This is a genomic window from Allobosea sp. GW821-FHT03A12 (assembly GCF_058986765.1).
On record NZ_JBYSVZ010000005.1, the window covers coordinates 513,554 to 533,493 of the forward strand.

At 67.7% G+C, this 19,940-nt stretch carries 17 protein-coding genes; 12 read left to right on the forward strand and 5 right to left on the reverse strand.

The window, feature by feature from the left end:
* Nucleotides 1-14 precede the first annotated feature (14 nt).
* Genes AC3WLC_RS21095 through AC3WLC_RS21120 form a run of 6 tightly spaced genes read left to right on the forward strand, consistent with a single transcriptional unit; the run spans nt 15 to nt 6,188 of the window.
* Complete coding sequence (locus AC3WLC_RS21095; RefSeq protein WP_493685873.1) at nt 15-902, forward strand: branched-chain amino acid ABC transporter permease; 888 nt, start codon at nt 15-17, stop codon at nt 900-902.
* 4 nt (nt 903-906) lie between these two features.
* Complete coding sequence (locus AC3WLC_RS21100) at nt 907-1,980, forward strand: branched-chain amino acid ABC transporter permease (protein WP_493685874.1); 1,074 nt, start codon at nt 907-909, stop codon at nt 1,978-1,980.
* Nucleotides 1,981-2,017: 37 nt separating this feature from the next.
* Nucleotides 2,018-3,280 (forward strand): ABC transporter substrate-binding protein, encoded by a 1,263-nt coding sequence (locus AC3WLC_RS21105; RefSeq protein ID WP_493685875.1) that lies wholly within the window; start codon nt 2,018-2,020, stop codon nt 3,278-3,280.
* A 52-nt stretch (nt 3,281-3,332) separates the two neighbouring features.
* Nucleotides 3,333-4,124 carry an ABC transporter ATP-binding protein gene (locus tag AC3WLC_RS21110; protein ID WP_493685876.1) on the forward strand — a complete coding sequence of 264 codons (792 nt, stop codon included), beginning with the start codon at nt 3,333-3,335 and terminating at the stop codon, nt 4,122-4,124.
* Between the two features lie 9 nt (nt 4,125-4,133).
* Nucleotides 4,134-5,366 carry a phenylacetate--CoA ligase family protein gene (locus tag AC3WLC_RS21115; protein WP_493685877.1) on the forward strand — a complete coding sequence of 411 codons (1,233 nt, stop codon included), beginning with the start codon at nt 4,134-4,136 and terminating at the stop codon, nt 5,364-5,366.
* Nucleotides 5,367-5,399: 33 nt separating this feature from the next.
* A complete protein-coding gene (locus AC3WLC_RS21120) occupies nt 5,400-6,188 on the forward strand; it encodes an enoyl-CoA hydratase/isomerase family protein (protein WP_493685878.1) in 789 nt (262 codons plus the stop codon).
* Here the strand turns inward: AC3WLC_RS21120 and AC3WLC_RS21125 are convergent.
* Both AC3WLC_RS21125 and AC3WLC_RS21130 read right to left on the reverse strand, forming a co-directional pair.
* Nucleotides 6,185-6,547, reverse strand: coding sequence for a hypothetical protein (locus tag AC3WLC_RS21125; RefSeq protein ID WP_493685879.1), 363 nt, complete (start codon nt 6,545-6,547; stop codon nt 6,185-6,187). The genes AC3WLC_RS21120 and AC3WLC_RS21125 overlap by 4 nt on opposite strands.
* Nucleotides 6,547-8,124 (reverse strand): FAD-dependent monooxygenase, encoded by a 1,578-nt coding sequence (locus tag AC3WLC_RS21130; RefSeq protein WP_493685880.1) that lies wholly within the window; start codon nt 8,122-8,124, stop codon nt 6,547-6,549. The genes AC3WLC_RS21125 and AC3WLC_RS21130 overlap by 1 nt, the downstream gene beginning before the upstream one ends.
* Before the next feature lie 168 nt (nt 8,125-8,292).
* Between AC3WLC_RS21130 and AC3WLC_RS21135 the strand changes: the two genes are divergently transcribed.
* Both AC3WLC_RS21135 and AC3WLC_RS21140 read left to right on the forward strand, forming a co-directional pair.
* Entirely contained in the window at nt 8,293-8,727 is a 435-nt protein-coding gene (locus tag AC3WLC_RS21135; RefSeq protein WP_493685881.1) for a MarR family winged helix-turn-helix transcriptional regulator, read from the forward strand.
* Nucleotides 8,728-8,843: 116 nt separating this feature from the next.
* Nucleotides 8,844-9,917 carry an ABC transporter substrate-binding protein gene (locus AC3WLC_RS21140; protein ID WP_493685882.1) on the forward strand — a complete coding sequence of 358 codons (1,074 nt, stop codon included), beginning with the start codon at nt 8,844-8,846 and terminating at the stop codon, nt 9,915-9,917.
* Between the two features lie 29 nt (nt 9,918-9,946).
* On the opposite strand, the gene AC3WLC_RS21145 is transcribed toward AC3WLC_RS21140, so the two are convergent.
* Entirely contained in the window at nt 9,947-10,657 is a 711-nt protein-coding gene (locus tag AC3WLC_RS21145; RefSeq protein WP_493685883.1) for an orotate phosphoribosyltransferase, read from the reverse strand.
* A 239-nt stretch (nt 10,658-10,896) separates the two neighbouring features.
* On the opposite strand from AC3WLC_RS21145, the gene pyrC reads away from it, so the two are divergent.
* The gene (gene pyrC / locus AC3WLC_RS21150; protein WP_493685884.1) at nt 10,897-11,991 is read left to right on the forward strand and encodes a dihydroorotase; all 1,095 of its coding nucleotides are present in this window, start codon (nt 10,897-10,899) and stop codon (nt 11,989-11,991) included.
* A gap of 128 nt (nt 11,992-12,119) precedes the next feature.
* Here the strand turns inward: pyrC and AC3WLC_RS21155 are convergent, their stop codons facing one another.
* Together AC3WLC_RS21155 and AC3WLC_RS21160 are read right to left on the reverse strand one after the other, a co-directional pair.
* Entirely contained in the window at nt 12,120-13,406 is a 1,287-nt protein-coding gene (locus tag AC3WLC_RS21155) for an amidase (protein ID WP_493685885.1), read from the reverse strand.
* Between the two features lie 92 nt (nt 13,407-13,498).
* On the reverse strand, nt 13,499-14,446 hold the full coding sequence (locus AC3WLC_RS21160) for a LysR family transcriptional regulator (protein ID WP_493685886.1): 948 nt from the start codon (nt 14,444-14,446) through the stop codon (nt 13,499-13,501).
* A gap of 129 nt (nt 14,447-14,575) precedes the next feature.
* Between AC3WLC_RS21160 and AC3WLC_RS21165 the strand changes: the two genes are divergently transcribed.
* From AC3WLC_RS21165 to AC3WLC_RS21175, 3 genes are all read left to right on the forward strand, one after another.
* Nucleotides 14,576-15,412 (forward strand): alpha/beta hydrolase fold domain-containing protein, encoded by an 837-nt coding sequence (locus AC3WLC_RS21165; protein ID WP_493685887.1) that lies wholly within the window; start codon nt 14,576-14,578, stop codon nt 15,410-15,412.
* A gap of 45 nt (nt 15,413-15,457) precedes the next feature.
* Nucleotides 15,458-16,675 carry an efflux RND transporter periplasmic adaptor subunit gene (locus AC3WLC_RS21170; RefSeq protein WP_493685888.1) on the forward strand — a complete coding sequence of 406 codons (1,218 nt, stop codon included), beginning with the start codon at nt 15,458-15,460 and terminating at the stop codon, nt 16,673-16,675.
* A 76-nt stretch (nt 16,676-16,751) separates the two neighbouring features.
* Nucleotides 16,752-19,934 carry an efflux RND transporter permease subunit gene (locus tag AC3WLC_RS21175; RefSeq protein WP_493685890.1) on the forward strand — a complete coding sequence of 1,061 codons (3,183 nt, stop codon included), beginning with the start codon at nt 16,752-16,754 and terminating at the stop codon, nt 19,932-19,934.
* Nucleotides 19,935-19,940: the final 6 nt, after the last annotated feature.

Consider the following 19,940-nt stretch of genomic DNA (forward strand, 5'->3'; position numbering starts at 1 on the left):
CGGAGGAATCCCTGATGGACTGGATCCTGCTCGCGGAACTCTCGGCCAACGGCGTCTTTGTCGGCCTGATGTACGCGCTGGTCTCGCTCGGCATCGTGCTGATCTACAAGACCTCCGGCACCGCCAATCTCGCTCAGGGCGCGATCGCCATGACCGGCGGCTACGTCACCTGGGCGCTCGCCACCCTCGTCGGCCTGCCGATCTGGCTGGCTATTCCCGCTGCGCTCGTCGGCATGTTCGGCTTTGGCCTCCTGCTGGAGCGCGTCGCGCTGCGCCGGATGATCGGCCAGCCGGTGATCATGACGATCATGCTGACGCTCGGCGTCGAGATCATGCTGCGCGGGCTCCTGCCCGGCGTCTTCGGCGCGGCGGTGAAGCGTCTCGACATCGGCATGCCGCAGCAGCCGCTTTTCGTCGGCGAGCTCCTGCTCAATCGCTCGACGATGATCGGCGGCTCGATCTCGCTGCTGCTGATCCTGCTCTCTCTGTTCTTCTTCAATTCGCGCTTCGGCGTGGTGATGCGCGCCGTCGCCGACGACCAGACCGCCTCCTGGTCGGTCGGCATCAGGGTCGAGCGCGCGATCGCCGTCGCCTGGGGCCTCGCCGCCGTCTCCGCCACCGCCGCCGGCGTGCTCTGGGGCAGCACACAGGGCATCGACTGGTCGCTCTCGCTGCTGCTGATCAAGGCGCTCGCCATCGCCATCCTCGGCGGCCTCGACTCGATCCCGGGCGTGCTCGTCGCCGGCGTCATCGTCGGCGTCGCCGAGAGCCTCGCCACAGGCGTGCTCGACCCGCTGGTCGGCGGCGGCTCGCGCGACGTGGTCGCCGCCGTGATCATCCTGGTGACGCTCCTGCTCAAGCCGCACGGCCTGTTCGGCCGCCACCACATCGAGAGGGTCTGACGCCGTGTTCTATCGTCGCGCCGGCATCCGCCACACGCGCTATCAGGACGAGCGCCAGCTCTTTCCGCTTGGCTTCGACCGCGGCCTGATTGTCGCGGTCATCGCCATCCTGCTGGCGGCGCCCTTCCTGTTCGACCGGCTCTACGTCTCCGGCTACCTGCTGCCCTGGCTGATCTGGACCTCGGCGGCGCTCGGCCTCAACCTGCTGATGGGCTGGTCCGGCCAGATCCACCTCGGCTATGGCGCGGTGATGGGCATCGGCGCCTATGGCTCGGTGCATCTGGTCCGCCTTGGCGTGCCGCTCGAGCTCGCGATGATCTCCGGCGGCCTGCTCAGCGCCACCATCGGCACCATGTTCGGCGGCGCGGCCCTGCGCATGAAGGGCATCTATCTGGCGATGGCGACGCTCGCCATGCAGTACGTCGTCGACTTCGTCATCTCGCATTCCTCGGTGATCAGCGGCGGCTCGCTCGCGACCTTGCAGGTGCCGCCGGTGCGGTTCCTCGGCATCCCCCTGCAGGGCGATCTGCCGACCTACTACCTCGCTTTCGGCGTCTGCTTCGTCATCACCCTGTTCATGCTGAATGTCCGGCGCACCAGCTTCGGCCGGGCCCTGGCGGCGCTGCGCGAGAAGGACTATGCCGCCCAGATCCTCGGCATCTCGACCTTCCGCTACAAGCTGCTCGCCTTCTGGGTCTCGTCCTTCATCGGCGGCGTCGTCGGCTCGGTGCTGGCGGTGACCTATCTCAGGGCGATCTCGCCCGACCAGTTCCATATCGAGCTCTCGATCCAGATCCTGGCGATGATCATCGTCGGCGGCCTCGGCAGCGTGCTCGGCCCGTTCTTCGGCACGGCGCTGATCCTGTTCGCGCCGATCCTGCTCAACAACCTGCTCGGCTTCACCGCCGGAACGCTCGGCTGGTCGTTGCCGATCGACCTGCGCGCCCATCTGCCGCTGATGGCCTATGGCGCACTGGTGATCGGCTTCCTGCTCTACGAGCCGCTCGGCCTCGCCAAGATCTACGCCAATTTCCGCAATTACTTGCTCGTCTGGCCGTTCCGCCATGCCCAGCGGTGACGGTGTCTCGAACAACAAGAGGGCTGGAGGAAACAGGATGTCGCTCGATCGCCGTTCGTTCATCGCCGGCTCGGCCGCGCTGGCCGCGCCGCTCGCCTTGCCGATGCAGGTCTTCGCCCAGGAGAAGATTGTCCGCTTCTCGCTGCCGCAGGACTTCACCCGCATCTACACCTTCGTCACCTCGGAATATAACCAGGGCCAGCGCGACTACTTCACGCTGGTCAACGATCGCGGCGGCGTCGGCGGCTACAAGATCGTCGCTGATATCACCGACCATGCCAATGACCTGCCGCGCGCGATCGAGGCCTATGAGCGCGGCAAGCGCGAGGGCGCCGTCCTGATCGACCCGCTCTCGACCCCGGTGGCGCGGGCTCTGGTGCCGCGCGCGCTCGAAGACAAGATCAACATGATCACCGCCTATTCCGGGCGCAGCGACGCGGCCGACGGCAGCGCCTTCCCCTATGTGCTGCCGCTCTCGATCAATTACTGGACGCAAGCCGGCCTGATCATCGAGCAGTTCAAGAAGACCGAGAAGGGCAGCCTCAAGGGCAAGAAGATCGTCTTCGTCCACATCGACACGCCCTTCGGCAAGGAGCCGCTGCCGATCCTCAACGTGCTCGCCAAGAAGGAAGGCTACGAGCTCACCGCCTTCCCCTATACGCCGCCGGGCAACGACCAGTCGGCGATCTGGCCGCAGGTGCGTCGGGCGCGGCCTGATTTCGTGATCTTCTGGGGCGCCGGCGTCGGCCAGACGGTGGCGCTGACCGAGGCGATCCGCAACGGCCTGCCGATGGATCGGGTCTCCGGCAGCGTCTGGCTCTCGGAATCCGACATGGACGTGGTCGGGCGCGAGGCGGCCAAGGGTGTGATGAAAGTCGAGCCCTGCGTCGGCGGCCGCGAGCCCAAGGTGATCAAGGACATCCTCGCCGACGTCGTAGGCAAGGGCAAGGGCGCCGGCCCGGAGAACAAGGTCGGCACGGCCTATTACAACTACGGTGTCCAGATGGCGACGCTGATGGTCGAGGGCGTGCGCAAGGCGGCCGAGAAGGCGCCGAACGGCCCGGTCACCGGTCCCTGGCTCAACGAGGGCCTGCGTTCGATCACCAACTTCACCGCCGACGGCCTGCTGCCGCCGACCACGATCACCAAGGACGACCACCAGGGCGGCGGCATGGGCCGGATCGCGCGCTGGGATGGCGCCAAGTTCGTGCCGATCACCGACTGGTTCTCCGCCAACCAGGACGTGGTCTGGGAGGAGATCCGCAAGAACTCGGAAGAGTTCAAGAAGTCCGGGAAATGACTCTGCGCGGGCGGCGCGGGTCTTCCGCGTCGCCCCTTTTCGGATCGGGCCGATGACGTTGCTGGCGCTGAACAATATCGAGATCGTCTACGATCAGGTCTTCCTCGCCGTGCGCGGCGTCTCTATCGAGGTGCCCGAGAAGGGCCTCGTCGCTGTGCTCGGTGCCAACGGCGCCGGCAAGAGCACGGTGCTGAAGTCGATCTCGGGCCTGCTCAAGCCCGAGCGCGGCGCGGTCACGCGCGGCGAGATCAGCTTCGATGGCCGCTCGATCCTCACGGTCGATCCGCCGGAGCGCGTGCGCCTCGGCATCGTTCATGTGCTGGAGGGGCGGCGCGTCTTCGGCCATCTGACGCCGAAGGAAAACCTGATCGCGGCCGCGACCATGCATCGCGAGCGCGGCCATGTCACGGCGCTGATCGACCGGATGTTCGAGACCTTCCCGCGCCTCGCCCAGCGGGCCAAGGCCGAGGCCGGCTATCTCTCGGGCGGCGAGCAGCAGATGCTGGCGATCGCCCGAGCCTTGATGACCGAGCCGCGGCTCCTGATGCTCGACGAGCCGAGCCTGGGCCTCGCGCCCTTCCTCGTCGACGAGATCTTCGACATCGTCCGGCGGGTCAACGAGCGCGACGGCGTCGCCGTGCTGCTGGTCGAGCAGAACGCGACGGCGGCGCTGGAGATCGCCCAATACGGCTACCTGATCGAGAATGGCCGCATCCTGATGAGCGGCGAGGCTGCCGTGCTGAGCGCCAATCCCGACGTCGCCGACGCCTATCTCGGCGGCCACGAGAAGGTCGACTACCACGCGGTCAAGCACTACCGGCGCCGCAAGCGCTGGCTGGCTTGAGAGATCATCATGGCCACGCACTACGACCGCCTGGAAACTCGTGCGCCCGCGCGCCGCGAGGCCGATCTGTTCCGGCGCCTGCCGCAGGCGGTTGCGGCAGCGCAGCGGCTGCCGGCCTGGCGGAAGCATCTGCGCGGCGTCGATCCCGAGGCGTTGGCCGACCGGATGGCCCTCGCCAAACTGCCGGTGCTCCGCAAATCCGACCTGCCGGCGACCCAGCGCGGAAAGCCGCCCTTCGGCGGATTGTTGCCCGGCCGCCCCAGCGATTATCGCAGGCTGATGATGTCGCCGGGGCCGATCTTCGAGCCGGAAGGCCATGACGACGATCCCTGGCGGGTTGCGCGGGCACTCGCCGCGACAGGCGCCGGCTGGCGCGACATTGTGCTCAACACCTTCTCCTATCACCTGACGCCCGGCGCCTGGTGCTTCGATGCGGGGGCGCGCGTGCTCGGCTGCGCGGTGATCCCTGCCGGCCCCGGCAATAGCGACGCCCAGCTCGACTTGATCGAGGCCTACCGGCCGACGCTCTATGCCGGCGTGCCGGATTTCCTGAAGATCCTGCTCGATCTCGGCGCGGCGCGCGGGCGCGACCTGTCCTCGCTGAAGCGGGCGGTGGTCTCCGGCGCGGCCTTTCCACCCTCGCTGCAGGGCGAATTCCGCGCGCGCGGCATCGAGGCCTATCAGTGCTACGCCACCGCCGAATGTGGCGTCATCGCCTACGAGACCCCGGCCCGCGAAGGCCTCGTCCTCAACGAGGACATCATCGTCGAGATCCTGCGGCCGGGCACCGGCCAGCCGGTGGCGGAAGGCGAGGTCGGCGAGATCGCGGTCACCATCCTCGACCCGAAGAAGCCGTTGATCCGCTTCGCCGTCGGCGATCTCACCGCGGCGCTGCCCGGGCTCTCTCCCTGCGGGCGCACCAACCAGCGCATCCGCGGCTGGCTCGGTCGGGCCGACCAGTCCGCCAAGGTCAAGGGCATGTTCGTTCGGCCCGAGCAGGTCGCAGCCGTCGCCGCGCGCCATCCGGAGCTCGGCCGCTGCCGGCTGGTGGTGATGCGAGCCGGCGAGGCCGATGCGATGTGTTTCAAGGCCGAGGCTGCGGCGCCGAGCCCGGGGCTGGCCGTAGCGGTGAAAGCTTCGGTGCGTGACGTCCTCAAGCTGAGCGGCACGGTCGAGCTGGTAGGGCCGGGCACGTTGCCGAACGATGGCAAGGTCATCGACGATACGAGGGCGCCAGGTTGAGACTTGCGGCGCAGGCGAGATGAGGACAGCACGATGAGCGATGCGGCAGGCGAGGTGGTGATCACGGAGCGGCACGGGCCGATCCTTATCGTGACCATGAACCGCCCCAAGGTGCTCAACGTCCTCGACGAGGCGATGGCCGATGCCTTGGTCGCGGCCTTCTCGGGGCTGGCGGCAGATGCATCGATCCGCGCCGTCATCCTCGCCGGGGCAGGGCGCTCCTTCATGGCGGGCGGCGATCTCGCCCGCTTTCAGGCCGATCTGCCCGGCGCGCCGCAGACCGCGGCGACGCTGATCGACCGCTTCCATACGCTGATGCGGCTGCTCAAGGCGATGCCGCAGCCGGTGATCGCGGCAGTGCAGGGGCCGGTCGCTGGCGGTGGCGTCGGCCTCGCATTCGCCTGCGACCTCGTCGTCGCTGCGCAGGATGCAAGCTTCCTCTCCGCTTACACCAAGCTCGGCACCAGCCCTGATGGCGGTACCACCTGGACGCTGACGCAGTTGCTGGGCCCGCGACGGGCGCTGGAATTCGTGCTGCTCAACGAGGCGGTGAAGGCCGAAACCGCGCTCCAGCTGGGTCTCGTCAATCGGGTCGTCCCGATTGGCGAGCTGATGGAGACCGCCCGCGCCATGGCGGAAAAACTCGCCCGCGGCAGCGTGGGCGCGCAAGGGGCAAGCAAAGCGCTGGTCCAGGCCGCGACTCATGGCTCCTTCGATGCGCAGCTCGACCTGGAGAAGCGGAACTTCGTCGCCAATGCCGGCACGGCGGATTTTCGTGAGGGCATCGCCGCCTTCTTCGAACGCCGGCCGCCGAAATTCTAGCCGCGAGGCGCGCGCCAGGCGGCAACCAGCCCGGCGATGAGCACGACCAGCAGGAGGCCGTGGAAGGCCTTGTCCGCCAGCGTCTGCGGCCCGACGCCGACGGCGATGGTGAAGACACCGACCAGCGTGCCGAGCAGCGCGAAGCCCTGCACGGCAAGGGCGGTCGCCCGCGTTGCCGTCGGTCTGAGCAGGCAGATGACCAGGCCGAGAACGAGCACGGCTCCGATCACGCCTTCCGCCGTCCTGGCCTGACCGTGCTCATAGCCGCCGATCAGGACGCCGGCATGGACCAGCGCGGCTCCGGCAAACAGCAAGATCTCGATGGCTAGTATCGTGATCAGCGTCGCGGAAGGTTTCATCAGACCTCTCCGCCAGCCTCGGCGCGCAGACCGATCCGGTCGAGGACGCCGAGCAATGTGGTCTTCCGATCGTCGGCCGGCTCCAGCGTCCGCCACGCCACGAAGCCGTCCGGGCGGACCAGAACGGCGCCTCGGCTGCCTATGCCGTAGCTGGCGAGCGTGTCCTCTGCGCCGGGGCTCCAGTTGGCGAGCGGCAGGCTGTATTCCGCCCGGATCGCCTCGGCAGCCGCGTGCCAGGCTGGATCGCGGCTGAGCAGAACGAAATCGCGGTCGAACAGGTCGAGCAGCGAAAGCGCCTTGCCCTCATGCTCGATCTGATGATGCGGCGCGCGCGTCCCCGGCTGCCCCGATAGTGTTGCGAAAGCTTCGAAGGGCGCTTCGGGCGGCGCGCCTTCGTGAAGGATGGCTCCGGCATCGTAGCGTTGGCCGAAGATCACGTCGTAATCGGCCAGGATCGGCGGCGGTTTCGGCAGGCGCCCAGCCGGGTCGCGGAACCAGGCCTGGAGCCGGGCGAGCGCCTGCGCCAGCGTCGCTGCGATCACCGGGCGGCGCTCCCGATCATAGCTGTCGAGCAATTCCGCCCGTGCCTCGCCCCGCATGACCAGGGCCAGCTTCCAGGCGAGGTTGTGCGCATCGTGAATGCCGGAATTGCCGCCGAAGGCGCCGGTCGGCGGCATGAGATGCGCCGCATCGCCGATGAGGAAGCAACGGCCTTCGCGAAAGCGCTCGGCGATCTGGGCGGCCAGCGCCCAGGGGCGCGCATCGACCAGTTCCGCCTTGACCTCCGGGCGCCCGGCGCCCTGAACGACCAGTTCGTGGCAGCGGCGCGCGTCGAAATCCTCCGGCTTGTCGCCATTCTCCGGAAAATACTGCAACGCCAGCAGCCAGCGCCCTTCGCGGCGTGGGGTGAGCGTGGCGTTGAGGTCGGTGACAAAGCAGGAGGTGAAGCGCTTGCCACTGAGGGTCGGCGGCAGGTCGGTGTCGAAGATCAGGTTCATCCAGTGTTGCAGCATGCCAGGACCGCTCACGCCGATGCCGAGGCGCTGGCGCAGCGAGCCGCCGGCGCCGTCCGCGACGATCAGATAGTCGGCGGCGACGGTCTCCTCGGCTCCGCTGGCCCGGTCGCGAATCCGGGCGCGGACCTGCCGTTCGTCCTGTTCGAGGCTCTCGAACTCGGTGTTGAAGCGCATGGTCGCGCCGAGCCGCTCGGCATGGCGCCGCAGGATCGGCTCCAGCACGTTCTGGTCGCAGGTCGCAGGCTGAGTCGGGCTGTAAGGCGTGGCGTCGGGCCAGCCGATCTCGCTCCATTGCACCTCGGGATCGGCCAGGTTCTTCGCCCGGGCGATGCCGCCGCTTTGCTGGTCGCCGGTGCGCCGGGCGCGGATTTCCGCTTCCAGCCCGAGGCCGCGGAAGATCTCCATGCTGCGTGGCGAGATCCCGGTGAACTTGTACTGGATCGAGGTTTCGGCATGGCGCTCGACAACCATGCAGTCGATGCGATGGTGGGCGAGCAGCGCGGCGGCCGCGAGACCATTCAGGCCGCCACCGACAATGAGGACTCCAGTGCTGGTGCTCATGATGATTTCCTCTGGAATGACAAAGCCTTCACGACCTGCCGCGGGACGGAGGCTCCTTGCGGCGTCACGAGGCCGCGGCATGGAAGTTATTTTGATAAGTCAAAATATTTGATATATAAAAGTATGTCAAGACACCAAGGTCCTGAGCCGATGACGCCAGATGCGATGATGCCATTTTCCGAAGACCCGGCCGCCGGGGCTGCCGAGGCCTGGCAGCTGATGTTCGGCTTCCTGATGCGCTCAGCGCCCGAGCGATTGCTGGCTCAGCAGGAGCGGGGGCTGACGCCGAACGATGCCCGTGCGCTGTTCACGCTCGGAGAGGGCGACAAGCCGATGGGGGCGCTGGCGAAGGAATGGACCTGCGACCCCTCGACCGCAACCTGGCTGGTCGACCGGCTGGAGCGCGCGAGCCTGGCCGAGCGCGTCGCTTCGGCTGCCGACCGGCGCGTGAAGCTCGTGCGGGCGACGGAAAAGGGCAGGGCGGTCATCCAGGAGCTGATGGCGGCTTATTACCGGCCGCCCGCCGAGCTCGCCCGGCTGGCGCAAGGGGATCTGGCCGAGCTCATCCGCATTCTGAGGTTGCTGCAGCCGGGCGAGGCATGACCGTCGCCGGATGCCCATGCGAGGCATTCTTGGGTGCGCTGCACTCGCGCTACTGACGCCCATCGGCGCGATCCCGGCATAGTGCGACTGAAACGTCGCCCGGGAGATGCCGACGCATGACCACGCCCATCCGGATCGGCGCCCTGGTGCCGCTGTCACCGCCCGGCTGGGTCGAAGCCGGCCGGCATCTGCTCGCCGGGCTCGAACTCGCCACCGCCGAGGTCAATGACGCGGGCGGGATTGCTGGGCGGCCGCTCGAGCTGCTCGTGCGCGACACTGCCGCCGATCCGCAGAAGGCGATGGCGGCAGTCGATGAGCTGGCCGAGATGGGCATCGTCGCCCTTGCCGGGGAATATCACAGCGTCGTCGCTCGCGCCGCTGCGGCGAGGGCCGATGCGCTCGGCTTGCCATTCCTCTGCTCCTCGGCGGTTCTCGATGGGCTCACCGAGCAGCCGACGGATTGGGTCGCGCGCATCGCCCCGGCGCAATCGCGCGGCTGGCGGCTCTATGCCGACTTCCTGCTCGATGCAGGCCATCGGCGGATCGTCGTGGCAACCGTGCCGAGCGTCTACTGGGCCTCCGGAACGCGTATCCTGCAGGACTACATCGCGCCACGCGGGGGAAGCGTCACGGAGTTCGAGATGAACTCGCTCACGCTTGCTGCGCTCTGTGACGAGCTTGCCGGGGAGGGCGCCACGGCCCTGCTGCTCCTGGTCGGCCATCCCGAGCCGGCGGTGTCGATCGTCAAGGCCGTCCGCACCGATCCGCGCCTTGGTGGCGTCCTGATCGGCGCGCCGGCCGGGCCGCCGGAGCTGCCCGAATGGCTGGCCTTGCTGGGCGAGGAGGGCACTGCGATCCCGTTCCTGCGCTATCTGCCGGAGCAACTCCCTCCGCTCGGCACGCGCGTTGAGGCAGCCTTGCGCGAGCGACTGGAGCAGGCCCCATCCTTCGTCGCCTTCGAGGGCTACGACACGATTACCGTCCTTGCCGCGATGCTGCGGTCCCATGGTGCAGAGCCGGGACGGCTGGCGCAGGCCTGGTCTGAGGTGTCGGTCGAGGGCACGCGCGGGCCCATCCGCTTCTCGCGCGTGCCGGGCATCAGCGTCTGGCAATGGGCCTGGCCGCCGATCCAGGTGGTCGACCGGGACCCGGTGGCGCCCGATCGCTTCAGAGTCCTGCACGCCGGCTGAGAATCTGCCCAGCCGGCCGGCTTTCGTCCTCAGCCGGTCTTGGCCTGGTTGAAGTCCGAAATGCCGCCATGCGCCGCCGACCATTTGGCCGGCTCGTTGAGGAAGCGCTCGACCTCGTCCAGCACCTTCGGCTCGAAATGGCCGCTCGCCTTGGCGACCTTGAGCACGTCCCACCAGGTGGTGAGATAGTGCAGGCCGACGCCGATCTCCTGCATCATCGCGCGACCCTGCGGGAAGATGTCGTAGTAGAACAGCACGAAGCAGTGATCGACCTTGGCGCCGGCGTCGCGCAGCGCCTTGCAGAAATTGACCTTGCTGCCGCCATCTGTGGCGAGGTCCTCGACCAGCAAAGTGCGCGCGCCCTCGACGACCTCGCCCTCGATCTGAGCATTGCGGCCGAAGCCCTTGGGCTTCTTGCGGACATATTGCATCGGCAGCGACAGCCGGTCGGAGATCCAGGCAGCGAAGGGGATGCCGGCCGTCTCGCCGCCAGCGACGATGTCGATCGATTCATAGCCGATGTCGCGCACGATGGTGGTCGCGGCGAAGTCGATCAGCGAGGAGCGCAAACGCGGGAAGGAGATGATCTTGCGGCAGTCGATATAGACCGGGCTCGCCCAGCCCGAGGTGAAGATGAAGGGCTTGTCGCTGTAGAAGTGGACCGCCTTGATCTCGAGCAGCATCTTGGCCGCTTCGAGCGCGATGGTCTCCCGGTCGACCGGCATGTAAAGATTGGACATGGTCTCGTTCTCCAGGGCCAGCGCGCGCCAGCCTTCGCCGTTTGCAGGCGTTGGCGCGGCTCGGATCGAATTCGCAAACGGCCCCTTCTCGACAGGTTGCCGGTGAAGGTCAATCCCCGCCATGCGCTGTCCCCGGCATGATTGCATGGAGATGCTCGCATGGCCTGGGCAAGGCGGTTATGGAAAGGCCAGCCCCTCGGTGGATTCGCTCGGCGGGCAGGTGAGCACAGGGGCAGGTCATGAGCGTCACGGAACTCTTCGGCAGCACGGAAGCCAAGGCGGCCGGCACCTTCGAGACGCTGACGATCCGCCGGCCCGACGATTGGCACGTGCATCTGCGCGACGGCACCATGCTGAAGGCGGTGCTGCCCTTCACCGCGGCGCAGTTCAGACGCGGCATCATCATGCCGAACCTGGTCCCGCCGGTGACATCGGTCGATGCGGCATCAGCCTATCGCGAGCGCATCCTGGCGGCCCGACCGGCGGGCAGTGACTTCACCCCGCTGATGACCTGCTATCTCACTGATACGACGTCGCCCGACGAGATCGAACGTGGTTTCCGCGAGGGCGTCTGGGCCGCGGCCAAGCTCTACCCCTCGGGTGCGACGACCAATTCCCATCACGGCGTTACCAGCATCCCCAAGCTCGCCCCGGTGCTGGAGCGGATGGAGAGGATCGGCATGCCAGTCCTCGTCCATGGCGAGGCGACCGACCCCGCCGTCGACATCTTCGACCGCGAAGCGGTGTTCATGGAGACCGAGATGCTGCCGCTGCTGAAGCGGCATCAGGGGCTGAAGGTCGTCGTCGAGCACGTCACCACCGCCGAGACCGTCGAGCTGGTGCGCGCCCATGCCGGCCGGGCGGCCGGCACGGTGACGCCGCATCACCTGATCATCAACCGCACCTCGATTTTCCAGGGCGGGCTCCGGCCGCATCTCTATTGCCTGCCGGTCGCCAAGCGCGAGCGCCATCGCCTCGCTCTGCGCAAGGCGGTCACCTCCGGCGACGGCAATTTCTTCATCGGCACCGACACCGCCCCGCATCTGCGCAGCGCCAAGCAGGCCGAATGCTGCTCGGCCGGTGTCTTCGGCGGCGCCACCGCGCTGCAGACCTATGTCCAGGTCTTCGATGAGGAGGGGGCTCTTTCGCATTTCGAGGCCTTCGCCTCGGAGAACGGTGCGCGCTTCTACGGCCTGCCGCTGAACGAAGGCACGATCACGCTGGAGAAGCGGCCCTGCCGGGTCTCGCCGACCGTGGCGGTCGGCGAGGAAGACGTCGTCATCTTCCGCGGTGGCGAGGAGCTCCCCTGGTCGCTGGGCGAGGTGAGGGGCTGAACCTCGACGTCATGCTCGCCCTTGTGGCGAGCATCCACGTCTTGAACACCGAACGCGAATAATGGGCGAAGACGTGGATGGTCGGGACAAGCCCGACCATGACGGGAAGCGCGTCAGTGCCCTGACACTCAGCCCGCCGCAGCGGTCTCGATCAGCTTCGCAATGCTGAGCAACTGCCGGTCCCGTCCCGCGACCGCGCTCAGCATCAGCCCGCCGGAGAGCTTGTCGCCGAGCGGCATCGGCAGCGAGATCGAGCACAGGTCGAACAGGTTGCCGAAGGCCGGGTTGCGCAGGATCAGCCGGTTCGCGTTGAAAAAGGCCTCGTCACCGGCCTCCATCGCGGCGATCGTCGGCGCCTCGATCGGCACGGTCGGCGCCAGGAAGCCGTCGAGCCCGTCGAGCTGGGCGGCGAGCCGGGCGATCAGCGTCCGGCGCTTCTCCATGGCGATGATGTAGTCGGCCGCTTTGCAAGGCACGCCGATGGCGATGCGGGCCGCGACGCGCCGGTCATAGGCATCGGCCTTGCTGGCCAGCAGGTCGCGATGCACTGCAGCCGCCTCGACCGTGACGAGCGGCACGGGGGCGACCGCCAGCATCTCCTTGTAGAACCCGTCGAGATCGATCGGCTCGACGGCGATGCCGAGCCGCGTCACGCGCTCGATCGCCGCCTCATAGGCCTTGGCGACGGACGGATCAGCCTCGGCGAGGAAGCCGCCGCGCGCTACGCCGAGGCGGATGCGGGCCGGCGAGAGTCCGTCCGCGAGGTCGAACGGCCGATCCGCCAGCACCGAGAGCAGGCGCGCGCAGCCGGCGACGTCCTTGGCCAGCGGGCCGATCGAATCGAGGCTCGGCGCCAGCGGGAAGCAGCCCTCATCGGGAACCGTCTTATGCGTCGGCTTCATCCCGGTGATGCCGTTGAAGGCGGCGGGGATGCGGCAGGAACCACCGGTATCGGTGCCGACCGTCAGCTCCGACGAGCCTTCCGCCACCGAGACCGCCGCGCCGGAGGAGGAGCCGCCGGGGATGCGCGCCTTGTCGACGGCGCTGCCCGGCGTGCCGAAGGTGGTGTTGAGGCCGATGCCGGAAAAGGCGAACTCGGTCATGTTGGTCTTGCCGATGATCACCGCGCCGGCTCGGCGCAGCCGCGCCACCGAGGGCGCATCCTGCGTCGCGGCAGGCGCGCCCTTCAGCGCGCTGGAGCCGGCCCAGGTCGTGATGCCCTTCACGTCGAGCAGGTCCTTGACCGAGACGATTGTGCCGTCGATCGCGCTCAGCTGCAGCCCGGCCTCGCGGCGGCGATCGGCGGCGTCGGCTTCGGCGCGGGCGGTGTCAGTGAGAAGCTTGGTGAAGACCGGGGCGCCGTCGCCGATGCGGGTAAGGGTGGCTTCGAGCTTGTCGCGGACGCTGCGGGACATCGGGCGGACCTGGCTTGAGAGGAGACGGCGCGCGGCGCATGCCGGCTCCTCTGGTTAGCGCATTCCGCCCTTGATGAAACCCCGCCTCCGGCTCATGCCGCCGTATCGTGCATCGCGGGCGTAGCGAGCCGGCGCTGGATACGTTCGTCCCGGGCGAACAATTCTGCCAGCCAGTCGACGAAGACGCGGACCTTGTTCGAGAGGTGCCGGTTCGGCGGATAGATGATGTGCAGCGGCCGCGGCGCCAGACTCCACTCGGGCAGGATCGGGACCAGCCGGCCGGCGGCGAGATGCTCATGCCCCATGAACAGCGGCAGCTGCATCAGGCCTAGCCCGGCGAGCCCGGCGGCGAGATAGCCGCTGCCTTCGTTGACCGAGACGATATAGGGGCAGTTGATCTCCACCGCCTCCTTTGGACCGACGAAGTCGAAAGGCAGGAGGCGGTTCATGCCGGCGGAGCGGTAGCCGATTGCTATATGGCCGGTCTCCAGCTCGTTCGGATGCCGTGGCGTGCCGTATTGTGCGAGATAGCCCGGCGTCGCGCAGGCGATCAGATGCATCTCGCCGATGCGTCGTGCGATCAGGCTCTGGTCCTGGATCGCGCCGGCCCGCAGGGCAAGGTCGAGATTCTCCCCGATCAAATCGGCCGGGCGGTCCGACAGGCCCATGTCGATCTGGATCTCCGGATAGCGTGCATGGAAGCGCGGCAGGGCCGGCAGGATGATCTCGGTCGCGAAGGGCAGGCTGACATCCATGCGCAAGCGCCCGCTCGGCCGGGCCTGCGACGAGGCCATGCTCTGGTCGAGTTCGTCGATCTCGCCGAGCAGCCTGAGCGCCCGTTCGTAATAGGCTGCGCCGTCCATCGTCACCGTGACCCGCCGCGTCGTGCGGTTGAGCAATTGCGCGTGGAGATGGGCTTCGAGCTGCTGGATCAGCTTGGTCACGGTCGGCTTCGGCAGGTCGAGCAGTTGCGCCGCGCGGGTGAAGGTGCCGACTTCGACGACGCGCACGAAGGCGCGCATGGCGGTGAACTGGTCCATCGATCAGGCCTGGGCTGTCTCACTGATTGTTTCTATATGGAAACAATGTATGAGCATATGGCTAGTTTATTAGCGTAGCAGCATCATCTAATTCTGACCGCATCGCAACACCCGCAAGGCGCTCCGCCGATGCTCGCTCCGCTCCTCCCCGAAAGCCGCTATCGCCGCTCCGTCTTCTGGCGCGAGCAGAGCGTCGCGGCCGGGCGCGAGAAGCTCGCTGGGCGGCTCTATGCACCGGCTTCCGTGCCCGATGATGCCGGCCTCGTCTTCCACCTGCATGGCGGCCACTTCAACAGCGGCTCGCTCGCGGCGGGCGAGGCGGTCGCGACCACTCTAGCCGAGGCCGGTGCGATCGTGATCTCGCTGCCTTATCCGCTGGCGCCGGAGCATCGTTTTCCGCAGGCGCTGGAGACCGCCTATGCCGCATTGGAGCGGATCGGCCGCGACAAGGCGCGTTGGGTCGCCAAGCAGGCGCCCTTCTATGTGGCGGGCGAGGAAGCCGGCGGCAACCTCGCCGCAGCGCTCGCCATGATGGCGCGCGACCGCCGCGGCCCGGCGCTCGCCGGCCAGATCCTGTTTTCGCCGATGCTCGACGCTTGCCTCGGCACTTATTCCTTTCGCGAGGCCGAGGCCGGCGCCTGCGGCTGCCCCTGGGCCGATGGCTGGCAGGATTATCTCGGCTCACCCGATAAGGCGGCGCACCCTTACGCCGCGCCGGTCAACGCCAGCAGGCTTTCTGGGCTCGCGCCGGCGCTGATCGTCACCGCCGAGGATGACCTGCTGCGCGACGAGAGCGTCATGTACGGCAATCGCCTGAAGGCGGCCGGCGTCGACACCACCGTTCGCATCATCTCCGGGCCGAGCCGCTGGCCGGTCGCCTTCGCCGAAGGGCCCTGCGACGGCTCCTGCCTCTGTTCGGCCTGTCACCATGTCAGTGAGTTCCTCACCGTGACCGCGCCCCGCTAGCGCGCTCGCCACCAAGAATTTCCATCTCCGGAAAGGACTAGACCCATGATTCTGGGAACGATCCGTCATGCCCTGTTGGGCGTTGCTGTTACCGCCGGCGTCTCGCTCGCCGCGCTTGCCGTAGCCGTCCACGGCTCGAACACGGCGCAGGGCGACACTGCCCCCGCCGCTGCGGCACCGACTCCTGTTTCCGTCGCTCTGGTCGAGCAGCGCGAGCTGGTCAGCTGGGCCGAATTCTCCGGCCGGCTCGAGGCGATCGAGCGCGTCGAGATCCGCTCGCGCGTCTCCGGCGTGGTCGAGCAGGTGCACTTTTCGCAAGGCGCGCTGGTCAGGCAGGGCGATCTGCTCGTCAGCATCGACCAGGCGCCCTATCAGGCCGAGTTCGAGCGCGCCCAGGCGCAGTTGCTCGCCGCCGAGGCCCGCGTCGCGCTCGCCGCCAATGAGCACGAGCGCGGCCAGAAGCTGATGTCGACGCAGAACGTCTCGCAGCGCGATCTCGATGCGCGGCTGAATGCGCTGCGTGAGGCACAGGCCAACGAGCGCGCCGCCCGCGCCGCCCTGCAGTCGGCTAGGCTCAACCTCGACTACACCCAGATCCGCGCCCCGATCGGTGGCCGCATCGGCCGGCTGGAAGTCACCGTCGGCAATCTCGTCGCCGCCGGCGCCAATGCGCCGCTGCTGACGACGCTGGTCTCGGTCGATCCGGTCTATGCCGGCTTCAACGCTGACGAGGGCTCGCTGCTCAAGGCGCTGGCGACCCTGCCGACGGAGCCCGGCAAGCCGCGCGACCTCAAGCGCATCCCGGTGCAGATGACCACCGCGACCAACGAGGCCGCGCCGATCTCCGGCCATCTCAATTTCGTCGACAACGGCATCGACGCCGCGACCGGCACGGTCCGCGTCCGGGCGATCTTCGACAACAAGGACGGCGCGCTGATGCCGGGCCAGTTCGTGCGCCTGCGCATGGGCCAGGCCAAGTCCGAGCCGGCGCTGGTGATCAACGAGCGCGCCGTCGGCACCGACCAGAACAAGAAGTTCGTCTTCGTCGTCGGCAAGGATCACAAGGCGGTCTGGCGCGAGGTTACGCTCGGCACCGCCGCTGAAGGCCTGCGCATCGTCACCAGCGGGCTGGAGGCCGGCGAGCAGATCGTCGTCAACGGCCTGCAGCGCATCCGCCCGGGCGCGTCCGTCGCCCCCGAGCAGGTGCCGATGGCCGAGCGCTCCGAACTGAAGAAGCCCAAGACCGAGCTCGCACAGCGCTAAAGCGCGCGAGCCCTCCATTTCCCGCCCCGCCGGCCGCTTCGGGACCGGCGGGGCCGCCGCCTTGAAGGGGCACCCCATGAACCTCTCGAAGTTCTTCATCGACCGGCCGATCTTCGCCGGCGTCCTCTCCGTCCTGATCTTCCTCGCCGGCCTCCTGGCGCTGCGCGCGCTGCCGATCTCGGAATATCCCGAGGTCGTGCCGCCGACCGTGGTGGTGCGCGCGCAATACCCCGGCGCCAATCCCCGCGTCATTGCCGAGACCGTGGCGACGCCGATCGAGGAGCAGATCAACGGCGTCGAGGGCATGCTCTACATGTCGAGCCAGGCGACGACCGACGGCGTGATGACGCTGAACGTCACCTTCAAGCTCGGCACCGACCCGGACAAGGCCCAGCAACTGGTCCAGAACCGGGTCAGCCAGGCGGAGCCCCGCCTGCCGGAGGAGGTGCGCCGCCTCGGCGTCACCACCATCAAGAGCTCGCCGGACCTGACGATGGTGGTGCACATCACCTCGCCGAACGGCCGCTATGACATGACCTATCTGCGCAACTACGCCGTCCTCAACGTCAAGGATCGGCTGGCGCGCATCGACGGCGTCGGCCAGGTCCAGCTCTTCGGCTCGGGCGACTATTCGATGCGCGTCTGGCTCGACCCGCAGAAGGTCGCCGAGCACGGCCTCTCGCCCTCCGACATCGTCCGCGAGATCCGCGCCCAGAACGTCCAGGCCGCGGCCGGCGTAATCGGCGCCTCGCCGAGCGGGCCGGGGCTCGACCTGCAGCTCTCGGTGAACGCGCAGGGCCGCCTCGCCAGCGAGGAGGAGTTCGGCGAGATCATCGTCAAGACGGCCCCGAGCGGCGCGGTCGTGCGCCTGAAGGACGTTTCCCGCATCGAGCTCGGCGCCGCCGAATACGCGCTGCGTTCGCTGCTCAACGGCAAGTCGGCCGTCGCGGTGCCGATCTTCCAGGCGCCGAACTCGAACGCCATCGCCATCGCCGACCGTGTCCAGGAGACGATGCGCGAGATCAAGCAGAACATGCCCGAGGGCGTCGACTACTCAATCGTCTATGACACCACCCAGTTCGTCCGCGCCTCGATCAAGGCGGTGATCTCGACGCTGCTCGAGGCGATCGCGCTGGTCGTGCTCGTCGTCATCGTCTTCTTGCAGACCTGGCGCGCCTCGATCATCCCGCTGGTGGCCGTGCCGATCTCGGTCGTCGGCACCTTCGCGGTGATGTATCTCTTCGGCTTCTCGATCAACGCGCTCTCGCTGTTCGGCCTGGTGCTGGCGATCGGCATCGTCGTCGACGACGCCATCGTCGTGGTCGAGAATGTCGAGCGCAATATCGAGAACGGCCTCAGCCCGCGCGAAGCGACCTACAAGGCGATGCGCGAGGTCTCCGGCCCGATCATCGCGATCGCGCTTGTCCTCGTCGCGGTCTTCGTGCCGCTCGCCTTCATCAGCGGCCTGACCGGCCAGTTCTACCGCCAGTTCGCGCTCACCATCGCGATCTCGACGGTGATCTCGGCGATCAACTCGCTGACGCTGTCGCCGGCGCTCGCCGCGCTGCTGCTGCGCGGCCATGATGCGCCCAAGGATGCGCTCACCCGTGGCATGGACTTCCTGTTCGGCTGGTTCTTCCGCGGCTTCAACCGCTTCTTCAACCGCTCCTCGCAGGCCTATGGGGCTGGCGTCACCCGCATCCTCGGCCGCAAGACGGTGATGCTCGTCGTCTATGCCGGCCTCGTCGGCCTGACCGTCATGCTGTTCCAGAAGGTGCCGTCGGGCTTCGTACCCGGCCAGGACAAGCAATACCTCGTCGGCTTTGCCCAGCTTCCCGACGCGGCGACGCTCGACCGCACCGAGGACGTCATCCGCAAGATGGACGAGATCGCCCTGAAGCATCCCGGCGTCGAGAATGCGATCTCGTTCCCGGGCCTGTCGATCAACGGCTTCACCAACTCGTCCAATGCCGGCATCGTCTTCGTCGGCCTGAAGCCCTTCGACCAGCGCAAGGACCCCTCGCTCTCGGGCAACGCCATCGCCATGCAGCTCAACAAGGAGTTTGCCGGGATCAAGGAGGCGTTCATCGCGATGTTCCCGCCGCCGCCCGTCCAGGGCCTCGGCACCATCGGCGGCTTCAAGCTGCAGATCGAGGATCGCGCCGGCCTCGGCTACAAGGCGCTCGACGAGGCGACCAAGGCCTTCATGGCCAAGGCCGCGACGGCGCCCGAGCTCGCCGGCATGTTCTCGAGCTTCCAGGTCAACGTTCCCCAGCTCTATGCCGACATCGACCGCACCAAGGCGCGCCAGCTCGGCGTTCCCGTCACCGACGTCTTCGAGACGCTGCAGATCTATCTGGGATCGTCCTATGTGAACGACTTCAACAAGTTCGGCCGCACCTACACCGTGCGCGTCCAGGCCGATGCCCCCTATCGCGCCTATCAGGAGGACATCGGCAAGCTCAAGGTCCGCTCCAACTCGGGCGAGATGGTGCCGCTCTCGGCCGTGCTCAATGTGCGTACCGATTCCGGCCCCGAACGTGCCATGCGCTATAACGGCTTCCTCAGCGCCGACATCAATGCCGGCCCGGCCCCGGGCTTCTCCTCGGGCCAGGCGCAGGACGCCGTCACCCGCATCGCCGCCGAGACCTTGCCCAAGGGCTTCGCCTTCGAATGGACCGAGCTGACCTATCAGGAGATCCTGGCTGGCAATTCCGCCATGCTGGTCTTCCCGGTCGCGATCCTGCTCGTCTTCCTGGTGCTGGCAGCGCAGTATGAGAGCCTGACCCTGCCGGTTGCGATCCTGCTGATCATCCCGATGGGCCTGATGGCGGCGATGGCCGGTGTCTGGTGGAGCGGCGGCGACAACAACGTCTTCACCCAGATCGGCCTCGTCGTCCTGGTCGGGCTATCGGCCAAGAACGCCATCCTGATCGTCGAATTCGCGCGCGAGCTCGAATTCGAGGGCCGGACGCCGGTCGAGGCCGCGATCGAGGCCAGCCGCCTGCGCCTGCGGCCGATCCTGATGACCTCGCTCGCCTTCGTCATGGGCGTGGTGCCCCTCGTGCTCTCGACCGGGGCGGGCGCCGAGATGCGCCAGGCCATGGGCATCGCGGTCTTCGCCGGCATGATCGGCGTCACCGCCTTCGGCATCTTCCTGACGCCGGTCTTCTACGTGCTGATGCGCAAGCTGTCGGGCAACAAGCCGCTGCGCCAGCATGGGGTGGAGGAGAAGGAGCACCTCGCCGAGGCGGCGTAACGGATG